The organism is Streptomyces sp. NPDC030820, assembly GCF_055572075.1.
In genome coordinates, this window is sequence record NZ_JBVIEB010000006.1 from 361,069 (window position 1) to 383,636 (window position 22,568).

19 protein-coding genes are annotated in these 22,568 nt (G+C 70.6%); 8 read left to right on the plus strand and 11 right to left on the minus strand.

What is annotated here, in order from left to right:
* The first annotated feature begins 8 nt into the window (after window positions 1-8).
* The 6 genes from ACZ418_RS19305 (at window position 9) to ACZ418_RS19330 (ending at window position 8,729) form a co-directional block, all read left to right on the plus strand.
* Window positions 9-983: an SDR family NAD(P)-dependent oxidoreductase gene (locus tag ACZ418_RS19305; RefSeq protein WP_468364040.1), complete on the plus strand. Its 975-nt coding sequence runs from the start codon at window positions 9-11 to the stop codon at window positions 981-983.
* Entirely contained in the window at window positions 980-2,119 is a 1,140-nt protein-coding gene (locus ACZ418_RS19310) for a DegT/DnrJ/EryC1/StrS family aminotransferase (protein ID WP_468364042.1), read from the plus strand. Before ACZ418_RS19305 ends, ACZ418_RS19310 begins: the two co-directional genes overlap by 4 nt.
* The gene (locus ACZ418_RS19315; RefSeq protein ID WP_468364045.1) at window positions 2,116-2,823 is read left to right on the plus strand and encodes an acetyltransferase; all 708 of its coding nucleotides are present in this window, start codon (window positions 2,116-2,118) and stop codon (window positions 2,821-2,823) included. Before ACZ418_RS19310 ends, ACZ418_RS19315 begins: the two co-directional genes overlap by 4 nt.
* Window positions 2,820-3,938: a DegT/DnrJ/EryC1/StrS family aminotransferase gene (locus tag ACZ418_RS19320; protein ID WP_468364047.1), complete on the plus strand. Its 1,119-nt coding sequence runs from the start codon at window positions 2,820-2,822 to the stop codon at window positions 3,936-3,938. The genes ACZ418_RS19315 and ACZ418_RS19320 overlap by 4 nt, the downstream gene beginning before the upstream one ends.
* 71 nt (window positions 3,939-4,009) lie before the next feature.
* Window positions 4,010-7,612: a DUF4082 domain-containing protein gene (locus ACZ418_RS19325; RefSeq protein WP_468364050.1), complete on the plus strand. Its 3,603-nt coding sequence runs from the start codon at window positions 4,010-4,012 to the stop codon at window positions 7,610-7,612.
* A gap of 70 nt (window positions 7,613-7,682) precedes the next feature.
* On the plus strand, window positions 7,683-8,729 hold the full coding sequence (locus ACZ418_RS19330) for a glycosyltransferase family 2 protein (protein ID WP_468364053.1): 1,047 nt from the start codon (window positions 7,683-7,685) through the stop codon (window positions 8,727-8,729).
* A 17-nt stretch (window positions 8,730-8,746) separates the two neighbouring features.
* Here the strand turns inward: ACZ418_RS19330 and ACZ418_RS19335 are convergent, their stop codons facing one another.
* A complete protein-coding gene (locus ACZ418_RS19335; RefSeq protein WP_468364056.1) occupies window positions 8,747-9,403 on the minus strand; it encodes a hypothetical protein in 657 nt (218 codons plus the stop codon).
* A gap of 119 nt (window positions 9,404-9,522) precedes the next feature.
* Between ACZ418_RS19335 and ACZ418_RS19340 the strand changes: the two genes are divergently transcribed.
* Entirely contained in the window at window positions 9,523-11,490 is a 1,968-nt protein-coding gene (locus ACZ418_RS19340) for an O-antigen ligase family protein (RefSeq protein ID WP_468364059.1), read from the plus strand.
* Window positions 11,487-12,386 (plus strand): glycosyltransferase family 2 protein, encoded by a 900-nt coding sequence (locus ACZ418_RS19345; protein ID WP_468364061.1) that lies wholly within the window; start codon window positions 11,487-11,489, stop codon window positions 12,384-12,386. Before ACZ418_RS19340 ends, ACZ418_RS19345 begins: the two co-directional genes overlap by 4 nt.
* 18 nt (window positions 12,387-12,404) lie before the next feature.
* On the opposite strand, the gene ACZ418_RS19350 is transcribed toward ACZ418_RS19345, so the two are convergent.
* The 10 genes from ACZ418_RS19350 to rfbD form a co-directional block, all read right to left on the minus strand.
* Entirely contained in the window at window positions 12,405-13,196 is a 792-nt protein-coding gene (locus ACZ418_RS19350; RefSeq protein ID WP_468364063.1) for a glycosyltransferase family 2 protein, read from the minus strand.
* An 11-nt stretch (window positions 13,197-13,207) separates the two neighbouring features.
* On the minus strand, window positions 13,208-14,155 hold the full coding sequence (locus ACZ418_RS19355; protein ID WP_468364066.1) for a hypothetical protein: 948 nt from the start codon (window positions 14,153-14,155) through the stop codon (window positions 13,208-13,210).
* Entirely contained in the window at window positions 14,152-15,639 is a 1,488-nt protein-coding gene (locus ACZ418_RS19360) for an oligosaccharide flippase family protein (RefSeq protein WP_468364069.1), read from the minus strand. The genes ACZ418_RS19355 and ACZ418_RS19360 overlap by 4 nt, the downstream gene beginning before the upstream one ends.
* Window positions 15,602-16,429, minus strand: coding sequence for a YveK family protein (locus tag ACZ418_RS19365; protein WP_468364072.1), 828 nt, complete (start codon window positions 16,427-16,429; stop codon window positions 15,602-15,604). The genes ACZ418_RS19360 and ACZ418_RS19365 overlap by 38 nt, the downstream gene beginning before the upstream one ends.
* Before the next feature lie 51 nt (window positions 16,430-16,480).
* On the minus strand, window positions 16,481-17,596 hold the full coding sequence (gene wecB / locus ACZ418_RS19370) for a non-hydrolyzing UDP-N-acetylglucosamine 2-epimerase (protein ID WP_468364074.1): 1,116 nt from the start codon (window positions 17,594-17,596) through the stop codon (window positions 16,481-16,483).
* 3 nt (window positions 17,597-17,599) lie between these two features.
* A complete protein-coding gene (locus ACZ418_RS19375; protein WP_468364076.1) occupies window positions 17,600-18,859 on the minus strand; it encodes a nucleotide sugar dehydrogenase in 1,260 nt (419 codons plus the stop codon).
* Window positions 18,859-19,629 (minus strand): WecB/TagA/CpsF family glycosyltransferase, encoded by a 771-nt coding sequence (locus tag ACZ418_RS19380; RefSeq protein ID WP_468364078.1) that lies wholly within the window; start codon window positions 19,627-19,629, stop codon window positions 18,859-18,861. The genes ACZ418_RS19375 and ACZ418_RS19380 overlap by 1 nt, the downstream gene beginning before the upstream one ends.
* Window positions 19,626-20,792 (minus strand): hypothetical protein, encoded by a 1,167-nt coding sequence (locus tag ACZ418_RS19385; protein WP_468364081.1) that lies wholly within the window; start codon window positions 20,790-20,792, stop codon window positions 19,626-19,628. Before ACZ418_RS19385 ends, ACZ418_RS19380 begins: the two co-directional genes overlap by 4 nt.
* Window positions 20,793-21,076: 284 nt before the next feature.
* Window positions 21,077-21,676, minus strand: coding sequence for an acyltransferase (locus ACZ418_RS19390; RefSeq protein ID WP_468364084.1), 600 nt, complete (start codon window positions 21,674-21,676; stop codon window positions 21,077-21,079).
* A complete protein-coding gene (rfbD, locus tag ACZ418_RS19395; RefSeq protein ID WP_468364086.1) occupies window positions 21,673-22,566 on the minus strand; it encodes a dTDP-4-dehydrorhamnose reductase in 894 nt (297 codons plus the stop codon). Before rfbD ends, ACZ418_RS19390 begins: the two co-directional genes overlap by 4 nt.
* Between the last annotated feature and the right edge of the window lie 2 nt (window positions 22,567-22,568).

The window sequence follows — 22,568 nt, forward strand, 5'->3', positions numbered from 1 at the left end:
CAAGGCAGTTGAACAGGGTACGAGGCAAGAAGATCCTGGTCACCGGGGGAGCGGGCACCATCGGCTCCAACCTCGTCGACCTCCTGGCCGAGGGCGGCGCCCGCGAGATCGTGGTGTTGGACAACTTCGTGCGCGGGCGGCGGGCCAACCTCGCCCAGGCCCTGCCCAGCGGCGTTGTGGAGATCGTAGAGGGCGACGTCCGGGACGCCGCCACCGTACGGAAGGTCACCGAGGGCGCCGACCTGGTGTTCCACCTGGCCGCAATCCGCATCACCCAGTGCGCGGAGGAACCCCGGCTCGCCAACGAGGTCCTGGTCGACGGCACCTTCAACGTCCTGGAGGCGGCGGCCGAGGCCGGAGTCGCCAAGGTGATCGCCTCCTCCTCGGCGTCCGTCTACGGCATGGCCGAGACCTTCCCGACGACCGAGCGCCACCACCCGTACAACAACGACACCTTCTACGGCGCGGCGAAGGCCTTCAACGAGGGCATGCTGCGCAGCTTCCACGCCATGTACGGACTGGACTACGTGGCGCTGCGCTACTTCAACGTCTACGGCCCCCGGATGGACATCCACGGCCTCTACACGGAGGTGCTCATCCGCTGGATGGAGCGCATCGAGGCGGGCGAGCCGCCGCTGATCCTCGGCGACGGCACGCAGACCATGGACTTCGTCGACGTCCGCGACATCGCCCGGGCCAATGTGCTGGCCGCCGAGTCGGATCTCACCGACGAGGTGTTCAACATCGCCAGCGGTACGGAGACCTCGCTGAAGGAACTCGCCGAGGGGCTGTTGGAAGCGATGGGGGCGTCCGGTCTGGAGCCGGTGCACGGGCCCGCCCGCAGCGTGAACTCGGTGGTACGGCGGCTCGCGGACACCTCACAGGCCGCCGAGCGGCTCGGGTTCACCGCGCAGATCGACCTGCGTACGGGACTGCGGGACCTGGTCGACTGGTGGCGCGCGGAGCGGGAGGCCGCCAAGTGAGCACCGACCGCATCCCGGTGATGATCCCCTGGCTCGGCTCGGAGGAGGCCAAGGCCGCCTCCGAGGCCGTCCTGTCCGGCTGGGTCGCCCAGGGCCCGAGGGTCGCCGCCTTCGAGAAGGCCTTCGCCGAGCGGGTGGGCGCCGAGCACGGCGTCGCCGTCAGCTCCTGCACCACCGCCCTGCACCTGTCGCTGGTCACGCTCGGCCTCGGCCCCGGCGACCAGGTCGTGGTGCCCTCCCTGTCGTTCATCGCCACCGCCAACGCCGTGCGGTACGTCGGCGCCGAGCCGGTGTTCGCCGACGTCGACCTCGCCACCGGCAACCTGACCGTGGCCACCGTGGACGCGGTCCGCACCCCCCGCACCAGGGCCGTTCTCGCCGTCCACCAGGGCGGCGTACCGGCCGATGTGCACGCCCTGCGCGCCGCGTGCGCCGACTGGGACCTGCCCCTGGTCGAGGACGCGGCCTGCGCCATCGGCTCGTCCGTCGGGGGCAAGCCCGTCGGGCACGGGGCGCTGATCGCCGCCTGGTCCTTCCACCCCCGCAAGCTCGTCACCACGGGCGAGGGCGGCATGATCACCACCGACGACGCCGAGTGGGCGGCACGCCTGCGCCGGCTGCGCGAGCACGGGATGAACGCCTCGGCGGCCCAGCGCCATGCGAGCAAGCAGCCCGTCCTGGAGAGCTACCTGGAGGTCGGCTACAACTACCGGATGACGGACGTCCAGGCCGCGATCGGCCTGGTCCAGCTCGGCAGACTCGACACGTTGATCGCCCGCCGCCGCGAACTGGCCGCCCGCTACGACACGTTGCTGCATGACATCCCCGGCCTCACCCCCGTACGCGACCCCGCGCTCGGGCAGAGCAACTTCCAGTCCTACTGGGTGCTCCTGGACGAGGACTTCCCCGTCGGCCGGGACGACCTGCTCGCAGCTCTCGCCGAGGCTGGCATCTCCGCCCGGCGCGGGATCATGGCCGCCCACCTCGAACCCGCCTACACCGGCCATCCCCACGCGCCCCTGCCGGTCACCGAGCGGATCACCCACGACACGCTGATCCTGCCGCTGTTCCACACGATGACCGAGGCCCAGCAGGACCGCGTCGTGGCAGCGCTGCACGAACAGGCCCGAGGATGAGCGGGCTGCTGATCGTCGGCGCGGGCGGCTTCGCCCGGGAGACCGCGCAGACCGTACGGGACACGGGCGAGTTCGAGCTGCTCGGGCACCTGGACGACAACCCCGCCCTGCACGGCAGCGAGGTCGACGGCGTGTCCGTCCTCGGCGGCTGCGACCTGGTCCACGACCTGCCCGAGGCCCGGGTGGTGATCTGCGTGGGCAATCCCCGGGACTACGCGGCCCGCGCCCGGCTGGTCCGCAGGCTCGGCCTGCCCGCGGACCGCTACGCCACCGTGATCCACCCGACCGCGGCGGTGTCGGCGACCTCCGGGATCGGCCCCGGCTCGGTCCTGCTCGCACACTGCGTCCTGACCGCCGCCGTACGGGTGGGCGCGCATGTCGCGGTGATGCCGCAGGTCGTCCTCACCCACGACGACGTGGTCGAGGACTTCGCCACGCTGGCCTCCGGGGTCCGCCTGGGCGGGGGCGCGCGACTGGAGCGGGGCGCCTATGTGGGCTCCGGGGCGCTGGTCCGGGAGGGCACGACGGTCGGCGCCTGGTCGTTGATCGGGATGGGGAGCAGCGTGCTCGGCGATGTTCCGCCGGGCGAGGTCTGGGTGGGGAGCCCGGCCCGGCGGCTGCGCGCGGCGGAAGCGCCCGCGCTTGACGAACTTGCGCCGCGAACAGGACTCGCGCCGCGAACAGTGGGGGGACCGCTGACATGAACCAGATTCCGCTCGTGGACCTCAAGGCGGCCCACGAGGAAGTCGCCGACGAGGTGCGGGCCGGGTTCGAACGGATCCTGGCCGGCACCGCGTTCATCGGAGGCGACGAGGTCCGCCAATTCGAGCGTGAATACGCCGACTTCGGCGGTGTCGCCCACTGCGTCGGCGTCGCCAACGGCACCGATGCCGTCGAACTGGCCCTCCGCGCGAGCGGGGTGGGACCCGGCGACGAGGTCGTGATACCCGCCAACACCTTCATCGCCACCGCGGGCGCCGTGGCCAGAACCGGGGCTCGACCGGTACTCGCGGACTGCCTGCCCGACACCTACCTGCTCGACCCCCAGGCCGCGGTGGACAGGGTCGGCCCGGCCACCCGCGCGGTCGTACCCGTGCACCTCTATGGGCAGATGACCGACGTGACGGCACTGTCCGGCGGACTGCCCGACCGGATACGGGTGGTCGAGGACGCCGCCCAGTGCCAGGGCGCCACCCGCGACGGACGCGGGCCCGGCAGCGGCGGGATCGCCGCCACCAGCTTCTACCCGGGCAAGAACCTCGGCGCGTACGGCGACGCGGGCGCGGTCCTGACCGACGACGAGGAACTCGCAGGCCAGGTACGCGCGATCGCCAACCACGGCGGCGTCGCCAAGTACCGCCACGACGTACCCGGGTTCAACAGCCGTCTGGACGGACTCCAGGCCGTCGTCCTGCGCGCCAAGCTGGCACGGCTGGCGGACGGCAACGCGGCCCGGCGCGCGGCCGCGGCCCGCTACCACGCGCTGCTCGCCGACCTGACGGCCGCCGGCCGGGTCGTACTGCCGACGACAGCCCCCGGCAACGTCCACGTATGGCACCTGTACGTCATCCAGGTCATCGGCGCGGACCGGGACGCCGTCGTCGGCAAGCTCAACGCGGAGGGCATCGGCGCGGGGGTGCACTATCCCGCCCCGGTCCACCTCACGCCGGCGTACCGCCATCTCGGCCACACCCGTGGCGACTTCCCGAACGCCGAGAAGGCGGCGGACCGGATCCTGTCGCTGCCGCTCTACCCGCAGATCACCCCCGACCAGCAGCAGCGCGTCGTGGACACACTCGCCGACGCGCTCGGAAGCTGATCGCTCCCCGGTTTTCACGCTCCACCCCGGCCGCACGGGTCGGTCCTGCACAGCACCGCTGAGAGGTACACATGAACAGATGGAGCAGACGGCTCCGGGGCGGCCGCCTCGCCGTCGTAGCAGCACTGGTATGGGCGGTGCTGCCGCAGGCCGCGACCGCCCAGGCGGCATCCGATCCGTGCGGCACGGGCTCGAACCCGATCGTCTGCGAGAACTCCAAGCCGGGCAGCCCCAAGTCCGACTGGTTCTCGCCCAACGCGTACGGCGACATCCAGGGCTTCTCCACCAAGGAGAGCGTCCAGGCCGGCGACACCGTCCAGTTCAAGGTCCAGTCGAAAGTCCCCTACCACATCGAGATCTACCGGCTGGGCTGGTACGGCGGAGACGGCGCGCGCGAGATGTCCACGGCGACCCAGGCGGCCGTGGCGTATCCGGCCAACTACGCCACAAAGCCAGCAAGTTGCACCACCAAGAGCAGCACCGGCCTGGTCGACTGCGGCAACTGGCCGGTGACCGCGAGCTGGACCGTGCCCAGCGACGCCGTGTCCGGGCTGTACATCGCGAACCTGACGCAGACGGACGGCAACGGCCTGATGCCGTACCCGTTCGTCGTCCGCAAGGACTCCAGCACCTCCGACCTCGTCGTGCAGACCAGCGACCAGACCTGGCAGGCCTACAACGACTACGGCGGCCAGGACCTCTACGGCGGCACCGGGCCCGCGCCGGACGGCCGCGCCTACGAGGTCAGCTACAACCGGCCGCTGGACATCGGCGGCGACAACGGCATCTACGGATCCGAGTACATGATGCTGGCCTGGCTGGAGCGCAACGGCTACGACGTCAGCTATCTGTCGGGCGTGGACGTGTCGTCGACCAACGGTGCCACCTTGCTGAAGCAGCACAACGTGTACATGTCCTCCGGCCATGACGAGTACTGGACGCAGAGCCAGTACTCCAACGTCCTGGCGGCCAGGAAGGCCGGCGTCCGGCAGGCCTTCTTCAGCGGCAACGAGGTCTTCTGGAAGACCCGGCTCGCGCCGAGCATCGACGGCACGAACACGGCGGACCGGACCCTGGTCTGCTACAAGATGACCAAGATGGCGCAGAACAACGGCATCGCCGACCCCAGCGGCATCTGGACCGGCACCTGGATGGACCCGACCAGCACCAACTACGGCCAGACCTATCAGCCGCCGAACATCCTCACCGGTTCCATGTTCCAGGTGAACGGCTACCGCAGCGACGCGATCACGGTCCCCGGCTCGTACGGCAGGAACCGGATCTGGCGCAACACCTCCATCGCGAACCTCACCGCCGGTCAGACCGCCACCTTCCCGACGGGCACCCTCGGCTACGAGTGGGACAGCGACATCGACAACAGCACCAGACCCGCCGGAGCCATCGACGTGTCCTCCACGACGGTGGACGTCAACGACGGCAAGCTCCGCATGGACTGGGGCAATGTGTACGGCAACGGCACGGCGACCCACAATCTCGTCGAGTTCCGCGACCAGGACTCCGGAGCCCTGGTGTTCGGGTCGGGGACCGTGCAGTGGTCCTGGGGCCTGACCAACGTCCCGACGTACAACCCCGCCGACACGGTGGTCACCGAGGACGCCCGGATGCAGCAGGCGACGGTGAACATCCTCGCCGACATGGGCGTCCAGCCGCTGACCCGGCAGAGCAACCTCGTCGCGGCCGGGGCCTCCACCGACACCACCGGCCCGACGGTCACCGTGTCGAGCCCCGCCTCCGGAATCACCGTCCCGGCGCTGAAGCCGGTCACCATCACCGGCACCGCCGCCGACTCCGGCGGGGGCGTGGTGGCACGCGTGGAGGTCTCCACGGACGGCGGAACGACCTGGAAGGCCGCCAAGGGCCTCGCGTCCTGGAGCTACAGCTGGACCCCGACGACCCCGGGTTCGGCGTCCATCAAGGTCCGTGCGGTCGACGACAGCGTCAACGTGGGAGCCGTCACCACCGTCCCGTTGACCGTCGGCCCCCAGACCTGCCCGTGCAGCGTCTTCGCGGCCTCGGCCGTGCCCGGCACCGTCAACGCGGGCGACGGCAGCTCGGTGGAGCTCGGCGTCAAGTTCCGTACCACGGTGGCCGGTTCCATCACGGCCGTCCGCTTCTACAAGTCACCCGCCAACACCGGAACCCACACCGGCAGCCTGTGGAGCTCCTCCGGCACCCGCCTGGCCACCGGCACCTTCACCAATGAGACGGCCTCCGGATGGCAGCAGCTGAACTTCGCCACCCCGGTGACCGTCAAGGCCAACACCACCTATGTCGCCTCCTACTTCGCCCCCAACGGCGGATACTCCTACGACGGCGGCTACTTCTCCGGCAGCGACGCGGGCCTCGCCCCGCTCACGGCCCTGAAGTCCGGCACCGACGGCGGCAACGGCGTCTACCACTACGGCTCGACCAGCGCCTTCCCCTCCTCTCAGTCCTCCGGCAGCAACTACTGGGTCGACGTGGTGCTGGACACCTCGACAGCCAGCACGACCCCGCCCACCGTCAGCTCCACCTCCCCGACCTCCGGGGCGACCGACGCGTCGATCACGGCACCGGTGTCGGCCACGTTCAGCGCGGCCGTCGACCCCGACAGCATGACATTCACCGTGAAGGACCCGAACGGCAACACGGTGCCCGGGGCCGTCACCTACCCCGCGTCGAACAAGGCCACCTTCACCCCGTCGACGCAGCTGGAGCTGCACACCACGTACACCGCCTCCGTCCAGGCCTCCGACGTGTGGGGCAATGCCATGGCGGACCCGGTGACCTGGTCCTTCACCACCAGCTCCACGCCACCCGCAGTCACCTGCCCCTGCACGCTGTGGAGTTCCTCCGCCACGCCGGCCACGACCGACATGACCGGTGACGCCAACTCCGTCGAGCTCGGCACCCGGTTCACGTCCTCGACGGACGGCTGGGTCACCGGTGTGACCTTCTACAAGGGCACCGGCAACACGGGCACGCACACCGGCAGCCTCTGGTCCGACACCGGCACGCTGCTCGCCACCGGCACCTTCATCAACGAGACGGCCTCCGGCTGGCAGACGCTGACCTTCGCCACCCCGGTGGCCGTCACCGCCGGCACGCCGTACGTCGTCTCCTACCACGCCCCGAACGGCAACTACGCGGTGGACGGCGGCTACTTCGCGGCAGCCCACCAGTCGTATCCGCTGACCGCCACCGCCGACACCACCGCGCACCACAACGGGCTCTACCGGTACGGCGCCGACTCGGCCTTCCCCAACAGCTCCTACGGATCCGCGAACTACTGGGTCGGCCCGGTCTTCAGCGCCGACAACCCCAGCGCCTCTCTGACGACGGCCACCGCCTCCGAGGTGACCGCGTCCTCGGTGGCGCACACCGCCGACGCGGCGAGCGCCCTCGTCATGTCGGTGCCGGACAAGGCCGCGGTGTCGTCCGTGAAGGCGACCGTGACCATCCTGCGCGGTTCCAAGGCAGCAAAGAAGCTCCACGTCACGGCCGTCACCTTCTACGACCGTGCCACCCACAAGGTCTCCGTCCATCTGTCGGTCCCGCTGCCGGACGGCACCCGGTTCACCGTCACGGTCACGGCCCGGGACAAGCACGGCCACCCGGTGAAGTCCCGCAGCTGGACCCTGACCAGCAAGACCGTCCGCAAGAAGAAGAACTGACCGACCCGAACGCACCGGTGGTGGTCTCCGCCCGACGCGGCGGCCGCCACCGGGGATTGGCTTGCCTCCGATGAGCACCGTCAGTGTTGTCATCCCCTGCTACAAGTACGGCCATTTCCTCGCCGACTGCGTCAGCAGTGTCCTGGACGAGCAGAACGGCGTCGACGTCCGGGTGCTCATCATCGACGACGCCTCGCCCGACGACTCGGCGGAGATCGCGCAGAAACTGGCCGCCGCCGACCCGCGTGTCGAGGTTCGGGTACACGAAACCAACAAGGGCCACATCGCCACCTACAACGAGGGCCTCCTGGAATGGGCCGACGGGGACTACGTCGCTCTCCTCTCCGCCGACGACCGGCTGGTCCCGGGCGCGCTGGTCCGGGCCGCCGCACTCCTGGACGCCCATCCCGAGGCGGGGTTCGCCTACGGGCGTCCCCTGCGCTTCCAGCACGGCGGCCCGCTGCCACGGGCCCGTACGCAGAGCACCGGCTCGGTCGTCTATCCCGGGCAGTGGTGGCTGGAGCGGCGCTTCCGCGAGGGCACGGGCTGCGTCACCTCGCCGGAGGTTGTCGTCCGCACCAGCCTCCAGCGGAAGGTCGGCGGCTACGACCCCGCGCTTCCGCACGCCGGCGACATCGAGATGTGGATGCGGCTCGCCGCACACGCCGACGTCGGCTACATACGCGGCGCCGACCAGGCCTACTACCGCGTCCACGGCAACAACATGTCCACCGTCGACTTCGGCGGCCAGCTCGACGACCTGCGCCAGCGTCTCGTGGCCTTCGACTCGGTGCTCGAAAAATGCGCCGACCGGCTGCCCCAGGCCGACCGCCTGGCCGACCAGGTGCACACCCGGCTCGCCCGCTTCGCGCTGCGCCGTGCGTACCGTGCCTACGACCGGGCACGCACGGGGGTCGTACCGGTCGATGAGTGCGTGGCGTTCGCCGAGGAGTGCCTGCCGGGATACGCGGCGCTGCCGGAGTACCGCGCGCTGCGGCTCAGGCGGCGCATCGGTCCCAAGGTGATGCCCTATCTGCAGCCGCTGGTGTGGTCGGCCGTGGCCGAGCGCGGCCGGGAGTGGCTGTGGTGGGAGTCGTGGAAGCGCCGCGGAATCTGATGAACGACCAGTACGGCTCAGTTGGCCACGGGAACCGGACCGGCGTGCCGGCCAGGCAGGGCCTGACGGCGCCTCATCATGTACCGGTCGAGCCACAACGCGGCGAGGATGCCGCCGGCGAGGCCCAGCAGGGCCGTGCCGGCCAGGCCCCGGCTCTTGTTGCCCTGCACCTCGGCGGCGCTCGGGGAGGTCAGCACGGAGGCGGTGATCCGCGCTCCGGAGGGAACTCCCTGAGTCGTCTGCATGGCCTCGACATGCTTGGTGTAGACGCCGATGATGTGGCGCACCGCCGTGACGGCCGCATCGGGGTCGGACGCCTGCGACTGCACCTGCAGGGAAGGGATCAGATAGCGCGGTGTCGCGCTGGTGCCGCTGTTGCGGGGCACGAGGTGGTAGGTGCCGTGGACGCCTGCCGCGTTCAACTCGCGTGCCCCGGCGGGGGATTGCAGCTGCTGGACGACCGCGTAGGAGACCACGGCGAGCGGTGGCTGCAGATTGGTGAGCTGGTTGGGCTGGTTCTGCGTCACCGGCGGTTTGAGGACGACCACCGCGGAGCCGACGTACTGGGGGGTGGGGCGCACCACGTGGTACGCCCCGGCGGCCGTCAGCAGCAGCGCGACCACCGCGACGTACCAGCGGCGGAGCAGCGCATCGGCGACGTTCCCGGGCGACATAGGAGTTCCTTCCGTCACCCCCGATACTGGCAGGACGCGGGGCTGGATGCCACCGAATGGGGGGTTGGTTCGTGAGCCTTGGTGAGATATGGGCCATTCTGCGCAGACGTTGGTACTTCATGGTGCCCTTCACCCTGCTCAGTCTGCTCGGCGGCGCGTATCTGTACGTGACCGTGCCCGTCTCCTATCAGTCGCAGAGCTCGGTCGCGCTGCTGGACTCCTCGGCCGTCGCCCGGCTGGCCCCCACCTTCGGCAACCCCATCGCCAATGCGGGCGGTTCGCTCATCGTCACGGCCGACGTGCTGATCCGAACGCTTGAATCCGCCGACGCGGCCAAGGAGTTGCACAGCCGCGGCGTCACGGACCCCTACACGGCCGGCTTTGCGCCGGAAAGCGAGAGCCCGCTCCTCTCGCTCAGCGTCACCGGAACCGACCGGGCGAAGGTACTCAAGGAGACCAACGTCCTGACGGCCTTCGCCGGCGAGCAACTGAAGGCCTTGCAGGCCGCCGCCAAGGTCCCGCCCACCTACTTCGTGCAGACGGCGCCGGTCGTCCTGCCGCAGACCCCGGTGTCGAAGTCCAAGAGCCGCTACCAGGACATCGCGGCGGTCGTCATCCTGGGTGTCGTCAGCGCGTTCCTGCTGTCGATCCTGCTGGAGGGCGTCGCGGTGGTCCGCCGCAGGCGGCGCGTCGGGAACAGCAGCGGCCCGCGACCACCGAATGGCCGCACCACCAAGCGGGGAATGCTCGGCCGACAGGTCGACGCCGTGGCGATCCTCACCGTCTACCTGGTGCTGGCCTTCTTCATCCCGTCGAACCTGGCCCTGCCCGCGCTCGGCGGCGTCGGCACCCCGGCCAACGTCTTCGCCCTGCTGGGACTGTTGTGGTACCTCGCGACCTGGCTCGGCGGCCGTATCCTTCCCGCGCCGGGCACCAGGACCCCCCGGGTCGCGCTGTGCGTGCTCGGGCTGGCCGTGCTGGCGGCCTACGTCGCGGACGCGATGCGCGAGAGCTCGCACGAGGAGGTCCTCGGGGCCGACCGTGGGCTCATCGGATTCCTGGTGTGGGTGTCGCTCGTCGTTCTGACCTCGGCGGCCGTGCAGGAGCGCGGACGGCTGGACGTCCTGATGCGCCGGATGGTCGTCATGGGGTCCGTCGTGGCCGCGATCGGCTTCTACGACTTCTTCGCCGCCACCAACATCGCCGACTCCATCCACATCCCCGGGCTCCAGACCAGCGTGGCCCAGGTGAGCGTCATGGACCGCGGCGCCTTCACCCGGCCCCGGGCCACCACGGCCCAGCCGCTGGAGTTCGCCGGCATGCTGGCGATCCTCCTGCCCTTCGCGATCCAGCAGGCCCTGGATCCGGTACGACGCCACGCCCCAGCGCTGCGCCGCTGGGGTCCGGTGCTGCTGATGGCCGGAGCGCTGCCCCTGTCGGTGTCACGGACCTCGATCATCGGCCTGCTGCTGGTGGCCCTGGTGATGGTGCCCCGCTGGAAGCCGGCCCGCCGCTGGACCGCCATCGGCGTCATGACCGCCTCCGTGGCCGTCTTCAAGGTCCTCGTGCCGGGGCTGATCGGCACGATCACGGGCCTGTTCGCCTCGTTCCTGTCCAACTCCGACAGCAGCACCCAGGCCCGTACGGTCAAGTACAGCGCGATCATGCCCTATCTGAAGGAGCATCCGCTGTTCGGGCGGGGCTTCGGCACCTTCACTCCGGACCTGTACTTCTTCACGGACAACCAGTACATGCTGGGCCTGGCCGAGATGGGCGTGCTCGGGCTCGTCGCCCTGCTCGTCCTGTTCATCACCGGAATCCATCACGGCGGCGCCATCCGGCGCCTGGCCCGCACCGAGTTCGAACGCGAGCTGGGCCAGGCCTTCTTCGCCTCGTCGCTGGTCGCCCTGGTCATCAGCGCCACGTTCGACTCGCTCAGCTTCCCCATGTTCGCCGGCATGTTCTTCCTGATCCTGGGGGCGGGGGGCAGCTATCTGGGCTTCGTACGGCGCGGGGCTGCCGCCGCCGCCCAGGGCCCCGGCGCGATCCCAGAAGTCCAGCTGCCCCAACTCGTGGAGTCCCGATGAGCACCGTCGCCGTCATCGTCGTCACCTGGAACAGTGCCTCGGTGCTCCCCGGGTTCCTCGCCGCGCTTCCCGCAGGCATGGCCGGACTCGACTGGCGGCTGGTCGTCGCCGACAACGACTCGGCCGACGACACCGTCGAGGTTCTCCAGGCGCTGGCCCCCGACGCCACCGTCGTCCGGACCGGCCGCAACGCCGGGTACGCCGCCGGTGTCAACGCGGCGCTCGAGGCCGCCGGTGACTACCGGGCCGCTCTCATCTGCAACCCCGACATCCGTATGCGGCAGGGCTGTGCGGCACGGCTCGTCGACAGCCTCGGCGACGGAGTGGGCATCGCCGTACCTCTGCTGTACGAAGAAGGCCGCGACACGCCCCACTACTCGCTGCGCCGCGAGTCGAGCGTGCTGAGGGCCCTCGGCGAGGCCGTCATCGGCAACCGCCGGGCCGGGCGTTTCCCGCGCCTCAGCGAACTCGTCACCGACCCCGCCGCGTATCGACGGCCCACGCGCGCCGACTGGGCGACCGGTGCGCTCATGGCCGTCTCGGCGGACTGCCTGGCCGCCTGTGGCCCGTGGGACGAGTCCTTCTTCCTCTATTCGGAGGAGACCGAGTTCTGCCTGCGTGCACGCGACCTGGGATACGTCACGCAACTGGAGCCGCAGGCCGAGGCCGTGCATCTGGGGGGCGACTCCCAGGTCTCGCCCCGGCTGTGGACCCTGCTCACGCTCAACCGGGTGCGGTTGTACGGACGGCGGCACGGGGCTGTCGCAACCGCGTGCTTCAGAGGCGCCGTGTTCCTGCGCGAGACATCGCGGGCTCTTCTCGGCCGGAAGGCCAGCCGCGCCGCGGCGACCGCACTGCTCAGGCCGGGCGCGCTGCAGGTCACTCCGGGACCCTGACGACCGGTTGACGGACGTTCAGCCCGACCAGGTCGTGTAGAAGCTACCGGGGTTCACCAGATACCGCACGGTGGCGTACGGCACATGGCGCACGCGGTGGCTGCGGCCGTACCGGTGGATCAGCTCCCAGTCCTCACGTGGGAGCACGTCCGGCGTACGCCGCAGACGGCTGAAGTGCAAGGCCCGGTTGCGCCGCGCGACAAACGCGTTGGTGTCCAGAAAGGACTCCCGTGCCGCCCGGCGGCGGTCGAACGGCACGGACAGGATGTCGCGCTCGGTCCCGTCCGGCAGAACGCGGCGCAGCGCCGTGTAGACGCCGTCCGGCCCGCCGGGGGACTCCAGGACCGCGAGCGCCCGTTGCAGATGGTCGGGTTCCCACAGGTTGTCGTCGTCCAGGAACGCCACGTACCGCGAGCGGGTGAGGCGGATGCCGACATTGCGCACGACGCCGGCGACGCCGGTGTTGCGCGCCAGCGAAACGGCGAACAGCCGTGGATCGTCGGGTAGTTCGGGAAGGCCGGCGCCGTCGTCGACGACGACCACGACCTGATCACGTACGGTCTGGGCCAGGGCCGACCGGACCGCCGCCCGCAGCTCGTCCGGGCGGCGGTGGGTGGCGATGACCGTCGCGACGAGGGCGGCGGGCAGGGGAGCGGCGGCAGCGGCGAGGCGGCGGGTTTCGGTGGTTTCGAAGCGGCGCAGCCGCAGTGCGGAGGGCAGGAGCAGGACCTTGTTGCGAAGCTCGAAGAGGACGAGCCAGCCGAAGGCGCGCTTGAGCAGCTCCCAGGGGGCGCGGGTGATGCGTCGCATGATCCTCCTTCTCAGCCGGCCGGCTCGGGGCTGATCGGGGTGCCGTCGGAGAAGCGGTTGTCGCGCCAGACGTTGCCGGAACCGCCCGCGTTCCAGGCGGTGACGGCCCCGTAGACGCCGCTGTTGCGGTGGTAGCGGGGCGAGAAGACGTTGTTCGTGACCCTGATCCCGGTGGCGCCCGGACCACCCCCGTAGAGGGCGTACGCGCCGCCGGCCAGCAGATTGCCGTCGATGACCGTGTTGGAGACGTGGCCGGCGTCGGCGAACAGACCCAGGGCGGCGGACGCTCCCCGGTCGACGGCGACGGGGTTGAGCAGCGTGTTGTGACGGACGGTGAGTCCGCCCTTGGCGCCGCCGCCACTGATCACCGCATCGGTGTGCTGCCACTCGCCGCCGTTGTTGCGGAAGGGGACGAGGTCGTGGACGTAGTTGTCGTGGAGGTGACCCTGGCCCATGGAGAGGGCGTTGCCGAAGACGGAGACGTCGCACCAGCCGACCTCGACGGAGCTGGTGCCCATGTTGGAGACGGCGTAGTCCACTCCGCCGTTGTCGGGGCCTTGACCGGGGACGGCGGTGATGGTGGTGTGCAGGATCCGCAGGCCGTGGTGGCCGGGGCGCAGGTTGACCCCCCACCAGTTGGCGGAGGTGATCCTGCTGTCGATGACGGTCACGTCGTCGGCGTAGATGTCGAGCGAGCCGGTGATGTCCCAGCCGTTGATGACGGTCCCGTCGGCCTTGACACTCATGTTTCCCGTGGAGTGCGGTGTCAGGGGGACGCGGGGGCCGGTGGTGCGGGCGTCGGGGAAACCGGCCTCGCCCGGTGCCGCGGTGGTGGCGTGAGACATGCCGGGGGAGTGGCTGCGGGCGGGCGGTGCGGAGTCGGTGCCCGAGGAGCCCGAAGAACAGGCGGCGGACAGCAGGAGGGCCAGGCCGGCGAGCAGGCGGCGGAGCCTCGTCATACGGTCTCCGGCATCCGGGAGCCGAGCAGTACCCGGCGGCTGGGCAGCACGCACACAACGTAGCAGGCCAGGGCGGCTGCGCCGATGCCGAACAGGGCGGGGGTGTCGTCGCCGAGGAGCCGCTTCGCCGCGACGACGACCAGCGTCATCACGGCTCCTCCGAAGAAGGGCCAGGCGCAGGCCCTGGCGATGGGGGCGAGGCCGATCCCGGCCCGGCCGAGTGCGTACAGGAAGGCGGGTACGACGAGCCCGGCGGCGACCAGCACATGGCCCTGGGAGACACCGACGATGCCGCCCAGGCGTGCGCCGACAACGAGGACGGGGACGAGGGCGACGACCCAGAGAGCCTGGGTGAGGATCAGGGAGCGGCGCTGCCCGGTGGCGACGAGGCAGTCGTAGGCGAGTTCACAGCCGATGCGGACCAGGCCCAGAGCCATCAGCCAGGGCAGCGCATCGGCGGCGGGCAGCCACTTGCTTCCGTACACCAGGTGGACGACCGGGGCGGCGAGGCCGCCGAGCAGGACGCACAGGGGCACGGTGCCGGTGACCAGCACCCCCAGGGCGCGGCTGAAGCCCTGGGCGAGGGCCTGCGGGGAGGCGGCGAGGCGGGAGAAGCCGGCGAAGGAGACGCGGCGGGCGGCCTCGGAGATGACGCGTACCGGCCAGCCGGACATGTTGAACGCCAGGACGTAGAAACCGAGGGAGACTCCGCCGAGGGTGGAGCCGACGACCATGGTGTCCACGTTGACGACGGCGAGGGCGAGGAGGCTCGCGCCGGCCAGGGGAAGTCCGAACTTGAGCAGTGCGCGGGCCTGTTGGGGATCCCAGCCGAACCGCAGGGTGCCGGGGGCGGCCAGGGCGCAGCCGACGAGGGCGGCGATGTTGCCCGCGACCGCGCCCCAGGCGAAGCTCATCGCGCCCCGGCCGGCGAAGGCCAGCACGAGCGTCACGGCGGTGCTGAGGACGAAGTTGAGCGCGTCGATGAGCATCCGCCTGCCCTGGGCGAACTCCCGGGTCAGGAAGCCGGCGGGGACCTGGGCCACCCCGTCGATCACCAGGCACAGGCACATCACCCGCAGTACGGCCGAGGCGTCGGGCGAGTCGAGCAGCCCCGCCACGGTCGGCGCCGAGACGAAGAGGGCGGCGTACAGCAGGCCGCTGGACGCGGTGGCCAGGGTCAGTACCGTCGGCGCGAAGCGGCGGGGGTCGCCGTCCCAGCGGACGATGGCCAGGCTGACGCCCAGTTCGTTCGCGGAGAGCAGGACCAGGAGTACGGTCTGGGCGATGCCGTAGACGCCCCACTGGGCCGGTCCGAGGGCGAAGCGCGCCAGCAGGATGCCGGTGGCGAAGTTGCCGAGGCGCATCACCACGGTGTTGATCAGGCTCCAGCGAGCCGCCGAACGGACCTTCCGGCCGAGGGATTCGGGAGCGGAGGTGTCGCTCGGCTCAGCGGTCTCGCTGTCCGGTGTGCGAACGCTGTCCATGAGTCGACTCCTCGTCGAGCGGCTCGGCGGCGGGCGCCACGGCCACGACGGGCCGCCCGGCCCTCGGCTCCGCGGCGGACCTGTTCTCGGCGGACCGTGACCAGCTGGGCGTCTGCCGGAGGGCGATGGTCTGTTCCGCGACCGGTTCCCCGGCCGCCGGCCGCGCGGGTTCCTCCGGCCGGGCAGACGTCTGCGACCGGCGGCGCGCCTCCACGTAGAAGACGGCGACCAGGCTCAGCACCAGTCCCAGGCATCCGCCCATGACCATGTACTCGAGCCGGGTTTTGGTCTGCGCCACCGGGTTCTGCGGGGGCACGATGGTCGTCATGCGGATCATGGCCTTCGGGGCGACCGACTGCTGTTTCTGGAACTGATCCAGCCGGTCCTTGGCATAGGCGGTGAGGATCTTGTCCGAGGCCAGGACGGCGGCCTTGTCGGTGCCGGTGACGGTGAGCCACATCAGCGGCCCCTGCGCGTTATCGGCGAGCTTGGCCTCGAACGTCCCACTGGCACCAAGGGACTTCAGCTCCCGGACCGAGCCGTCGGAGTCGAGGTTGCGGGCCAGGCTGTCGGCCATGCCGGTGAGCGAGGTCTGGGCGCTGAGGAAGGGGTTGCCGTCGTAGGCCATCGTGGCCTTCTGGGAGTTCAGGAGAACCACCGTGCTCTGCGACTGGTAGGTGACCGGAACCAGCAGGCCCACGGCGACCACCAGGGCGGCGGTCAGCAGCAGTCCGGGCAGCAGGACGTACCAGCGCCTGCGCATGACACGGAATATCTCAGCCAGATCCATGGTGGTCCCCCCTCGCGACCCGACGTTCGACGAGCATATGTTGCAAGCGGATCATATGGGGAACGTTCGGTCGGTGGGCCTCGGCCGTGTACTCGCCGTGCCTCCTTCCAGCAGCACATCGGCGATGCGGTCGCTCGCGCGGCCGTCCCACAGCTCGGGCCGGCGTGACGCGGGCGGATTGTCCAGCACCCGGTTCACGATGGCGACGATCCGTCCCGGATCCCGGCCGGCCAGCACATTGGTGCCCTGCTCGACGGTGACGGGCCGCTCGGTGTTGTCCCGCAGGGTCACGCACGGCACGCCCAGCGCGGTGGTCTCCTCCTGTACACCGCCCGAGTCGGTCAGCACGAGCCGGGCGGAGTCCTGCAGGGCGATGAAGTCCAGGTATCCGGCGGGCGGCACGAGCCGGACGCCTCCGGGGACGCCGATGTCGGCCAGCCGCTGCGCCGCGCGGGGGTGCACGGGCAGCAGGAGCGGGCATCGGCCGGCGATCTCACCGAGGGCCTTCAGGAGCGCGGCGAGCACCTCGGGATCGTCGACGTTGGCGGGGCGGTGCAGCGTGACCAGGCCGTACTCGCCCCTTGCCAGGCCGTACCGGCTCAGGACGTCCGAGGCCCTGGCCCGCTCCAGGTTGGCCAGCAGCGTGTCGATCATGACGTTGCCGACGAGGTGTACCTGGTCGTCCCGGTACCCTTCCGCGCGCAGGTTGTCGACGGCGTCGGGCGAAGGCGCCAGCAGATGGTCGCTGACGCGGTCGGTGACGACACGGTTGACCTCCTCCGGCATGCTCCAGTCGCGGCTGCGCAGCCCGGCCTCGACATGGGCCAGCAGCGGCCCGGCCTTGGCGGTGACGAGGGCGCAGGCCAGGGTGGAGTTGATGTCGCCGACCACGACGACGATGTCCGGGGACACCTCGCCGAGGAGCGGCTCGAAGGCGGTCATCACGCGCCCGGTCTGCTCGGCGTGGGTGCCGGACCCGACCCCGAGGAAGCGGTCCGGCGGCCGGATGCCGAGGTCGGCGAAGAACACGTCGTTCATGGCCGGGTCGTAGTGCTGCCCGGTGTGGACGAGGATCACCTCGGCGCCCCGGCGTTCCAGGGCGTCCATCACCGGCTTGATCTTCATGTAATTGGGGCGCGCCCCGGCGACGCAGACGATGCGCGGCATGGTTCAGAGCACCTCGATCGTGGGTCCGGACGGCAGCCGTCGCCGGCAGTCGAGGACGAAGGGGGCGTGCTCGGCGACGAGTTCGTAGTCGAAGCTGTCATGGTCGGCGAGCAGCACCACCACATCGGCGGCCGCGAGCTCCTCCGCCGTCAGGTCGACCCGCACCAGCCGGGTGTCCACCGGCAGGCTCTCGACGACGTGCGGGTCCGCCGCCTTGACCTGCGCCCCCATGTCGAGCAGCAGTTGGGACACGCGCAGGGCGGGCGACTCGCGGGCGTCGCCGGTGTTCTTCTTGTACGCCAGACCGAGCAGCAGGATCCGCGAGCCGTTCACGGAACGGCGTCTTTCGTTGAACAGGTCGCTGATCCGGCGCGCCACGTACTCGGGCATGTGGTTGTTGATGTCGTTGGCCAGTTCCACGAAGCGGAAGCTCTGACCGAGTTCGCGCTGCACCCGCCAGGACAGGTACGAGGGGTCGATCGGCAGGCAGTGGCCGCCGACGCCCGGTCCGGGGGTGAACCTCATGAAGCCGAAGGGCTTGGTGGAGGCGGCGTCGATGGCCTGCCAGACGTCGATGTCCAGGTGATGGGCGAACATCGCGATCTCGTTGACCAGCGCGATGTTCACATGGCGGAAGGTGTTCTCCAGCAGCTTGGCGAGTTCGGCCTCCTTGGGCGAGCTCACCGGCACGGTGGTGTCGACCAGCCCTGCGTAGAAGTCCTGAACGGCCTTCAGTGACGCGGCGTCGACGCCGGAGACGACTTTCGGGGTCTCCTTGAAACCCCAGACGGCGTTTCCCGGGTCGATCCGCTCGGGGCTGTAGCCGAGGTGGAAGTCGCTGCCGGCGGTGAGGCCCGAGCCGTCCTCCAGGATCGGGCCGAACAGCTCCTGGGTGGTGCCGGGATAGGTGGTCGACTCCAGGACGACGGTGGCTCCGGGGCGCAGATAGCGGGCGAGGGTGACCGCGGACTCCTTGATGTAACGCAGGTCGGGAGTGCCCTCGTGCAGCGGGGTCGGGACGGTCACCACGGCGATGTCGAAACCGCCGCAGTCGCGGGCCGATTCGCTCGGACGGTAGGTGCCGTTGTCCAACGCCGCGCGGATCCGCTCGCAGGAGACGTCCTCGACGAAGGACTCACCGGCGGAGAGGCTCTTGACCCGCCGGGAGTCGACGTCGTAGCCGATCACCTCGTGTCCGACCTCGGCGGCACGGATGGCCAGTGGCAGGCCGACGTATCCCTGTCCAACCACGACGACGCGCATCAGTGACTCCTGTTCGCGGGAGCGGTCGACGGGTTGAGCCGGATGAACTCTCGCGCCGTCATGAGGAGGAAGGCAGCATTGGTGGTGAGATAGCGTCGGCCCAGGCGGCGCGGCTCCTGCAGTGCGCGGTAGAGCCACTCCAGGCCCCACCGCTGCCAGGACTCGGGGGCCCGCTTGGTGACCCCGGCCAGGATGTCGAAGGAGCCGCCGACTCCGTGGACGACGCGGGCGCCGGTGGATGCGCCGTAGGCGGCGGTGAAGATCTCCTTCTTGGGCGAGGTCATGCCGAGGAACAGCATCTGGGCGCCGCTTCGGGCGATCTCCTCCGCTATGGCCTCTTGCTGGGAATCGCCGAAGTAGCCGTTCCGGCTGCCGGCCACCGTCAGGCGGGGGAAGCGGTCGGCCACCCGGTGCAACATCCGCTCCAGCACGTCCTTTCTGGCGCCGAGGAAGTACACCGACATGCCCGCCGCCTCCGCTTCCGCCAGCAGCCGCAGGAACAGGTCGATACCGGCCACCCGTTCCGGCAGCCGGGCGCGTAACACCCGGCCGGCCCAGACCACGGCCTGTCCGTCGGCGAGAACGAGATCGCAGCCGGCCACGGCCCGGGCGAGCCGGGGATCCCGGCGCATGTTCACCAGCTTCGCGGCGTTGACCACCCCGATCTCCAGCTGTCTGCCGTCCCGGACCGCTTCCAGGCAGCGCTGTACGGTCTCGTCCATGGTCAGCGGGTCCAGCTCGACGCCGAAGAGGGACTGACGCTCCGTCATATGCGGCCCCCCTGCCAGGCGTGGAGCATCCAGCCGAATTCGTACGGCCGGCACTCGCGGTCCACGGAGAGGGGCCGGTACATCCGGTCCAGGGACTTCAGCCGGAGGTCGGGAGCGACCCGGGTGCCGAGTCCCCGGGCGGCACGCACGGCCTTCTTCGGGTCGCCCCGGTAGACCTTGCGCCAGGTGACGCCGAGCTCGTCGAGGATCAACGACTCGCGGTGCACCGGACGTTCGGCCAGTTCGGGCACGTCCGTCATCCAGCGCAGGCCCTTGCGGACGGACGCGCCGAAGTCGGTGCCCCCGGCGTCGGCGAGGTCGAACAGCGCGGTCGGCGCCATCGCGTGCTGGTGGACGCTGTAGACCGGGTACCCCTCCACGACAGCGCCGGTGCGCGCGTCGTAGTGCCACCACCACTGCCCGCCCTCGCCCTGCAGCTCGCAGATGCGCGCCGCACACGCCTCGGCCGCCGCCAACGCCTCAGGATCGCCGTCGCCGCCGGCGTGGGCGCGGGCCAGGGCCTGCAGCGGGTACGTCTGGTCGGCGAAGCAGCTCACATGCGCCCGGTACCAGGGCACCAGGCCGGGTCCGGTGGCGTGCGGGAACAGCGGGCTGTCCCCGATCCGGGCCCGCAGCAGGCGGCCGCGGGCCGCGGTGACCTGCCTGTCCACATCGACCGTGCCACGCGCCGCCGCGAGAGCGGACAGCACCCATGCGGCCTCGACGGTGTACTGCGGCCGGCCCTCCTCGTCCAGGGTTTCGACCCGGGCGAGGGCGTCGGAAAGTTTGGGGTGTCCGGTCTCGGCGGCGGCCCAGGCGATGAGCGCCGCGTCACCGAGGTTGGTGACCGCGGGCAGGGATTCGACCAGCAGACCCGTGAACTCCTGGGCACTGCGCCCGCCGAGCACCGCGCACTGGCGGTCCTCGGGCAGGAACCGCGCCCCCAGCGCGGTGATGGCCGCGTACCGGGTACTGGTCCCACGCCGCTCCAGGGTCCAGGAACCATCGGGTGCCTTCCGCCCGGCCATGGTGAAGGCGAAGGCCTCACCGCCGGGAAGCAGCATCGACGGTAGTCCCGACTCGGCGACTGCCAGCAGTCGCCGAGCGAGCGCGAGCAGCGGCGGCTCCTCACGACCGAGCGCCGCCAGACGTGTGATGGTCATCTTCTGGACACACCAACCCCCCTGTGGGTCCTCTTTTTGCGCAGGCTTGTGAGCGCCGCGTCGCAGATGGCCACGCGGCGGAATGCAGACGTCGGACGTCAGGCGCCGGAGCGGTAGTCACTCCTCGCTTCGGACACAGGTGTCCCCACCCGGTAACCCCCCCTGGGCACTGGTTTGTGCGCTGACTGTGCCCGGTCTGCACAGTTCGCACACATGTTATGCCTGCGCGTGTTCGACGACTGGTGTTTTGGGAGAATCAGAAGTCATGCGCGCTCGACCAGAAGTCATGCGCGCTCGACGAGTTCGCCGTCCTTCTCGTCGTACAGCGCCCCCGTCTCGGGGCACTCCCATCCGCCCGGCTCGCTTTCCCGCTGGACGAGTCGCACGCCGGCCCGGCCGACCCAGCCGATCCGGCGCGCCGGAACGCCCGCCACGAGCGCGAAGTCCGGCACGTCCCTTGTCACCACGGCGCCCGCCGCGACCAGCGCCCAACGACCGACCCGCACCGGCGCCACGCACACCGAACGGGCCCCCAGGGACGCCCCCTCGCCCACCACGACCGCCACGGCCTCCCAGTCGCCACCGCGCTTGAGCCGGCCCTGCGGGTCCACCGAACGGGGGAAGTAGTCGTTGGTGAGCACCGCCGCCGGGCCGACGAATGCCCCGTCACCGAGTTCCGCGGGTTCGTAGACCAACGCGTAGTTCTGGAGCTTCACGTTGTCGCCGATCCGCACCCCCGGGCCGACATACGCGCCCCGGCCCACGATGCACCCGCTGCCCAGCCGGGCGTCCTCCCGGATCTGGGCCAGGTCCCAGACCGTCGTCCCGTCACCGATCGTGGCCGTCTCGTCGACCTGGGCGGTCGGCTGGATCCTCAAGTTCACCGGGATGAGCCCTTCTTCTCGTCGAGCAGAGCCGGAAAAGCCGCCTGTAGCGCCTCGCGCCAGTCACGGATCGGTGCGATGCCCGTCCGGCGCCAGCGGTCGTGCCCCAGGACGCTGTACGCGGGGCGGGGAGCGGGCCGTGTGAAGGCCGTGCTGGTGGTCGGCCGGACCCGTCCGGGGTCCGCGCCGAGCAGTCGGAAGACCTCCCGGGCCAGACCGAACCAGGTCGTCTCCCCACCGCTGGTGCCGTGGTAGACCCCGGCGGGCGCGGCACCAGTGAGGGCGGCACGCCCCAGCTGTACCAGCCGGTCCGCCAGGTCCACCGTCCAGGTGGGCTGCCCGCGCTGGTCGTCGACCACGTCGACGGTGTCCTTGACCGACTCCAGTCCGATCATCGTGTCGACGAAGTTCCGGCCTCCAGCGCCGTACAGCCACGCCGTACGCACGACGTATCCCGCGTCCGGGAGCGCCGCCAGGACTACCTGTTCCCCCGCCAGCTTGGTACGTCCGTACGCGCTGCGCGGTGCCGTCGGGGCGTCCTCGGGACAGGGGCCGGTGCCGTCGCCCGCGAACACATAGTCGGTCGAGATCTGGATCAGCCGGGCGCCCGTCTTCGCGCATGCCTCGGCGAGGTGTCGGGGCCCGTCGCCGTTGACCCGCAGGGCGTCCGCCTCGTGCGCCTCGGCGTCGTCAACGGCCGTCCAGGCGGCGCAGTTGACCACGATCCGGGGCCGGTGCGCGGCGACGGCATCGGCCACCGCGTCGGCGTCCGTGATGTCGAGACTGCCACGGGCGAGGCCGACGGTGTTCTCCCCGTCCCGGCGAAGCCGCGCGAGGACATCCTGCCCGAGCATTCCGGTGCAGCCGGTGATCAGCCAAGTGGTGGTCATGG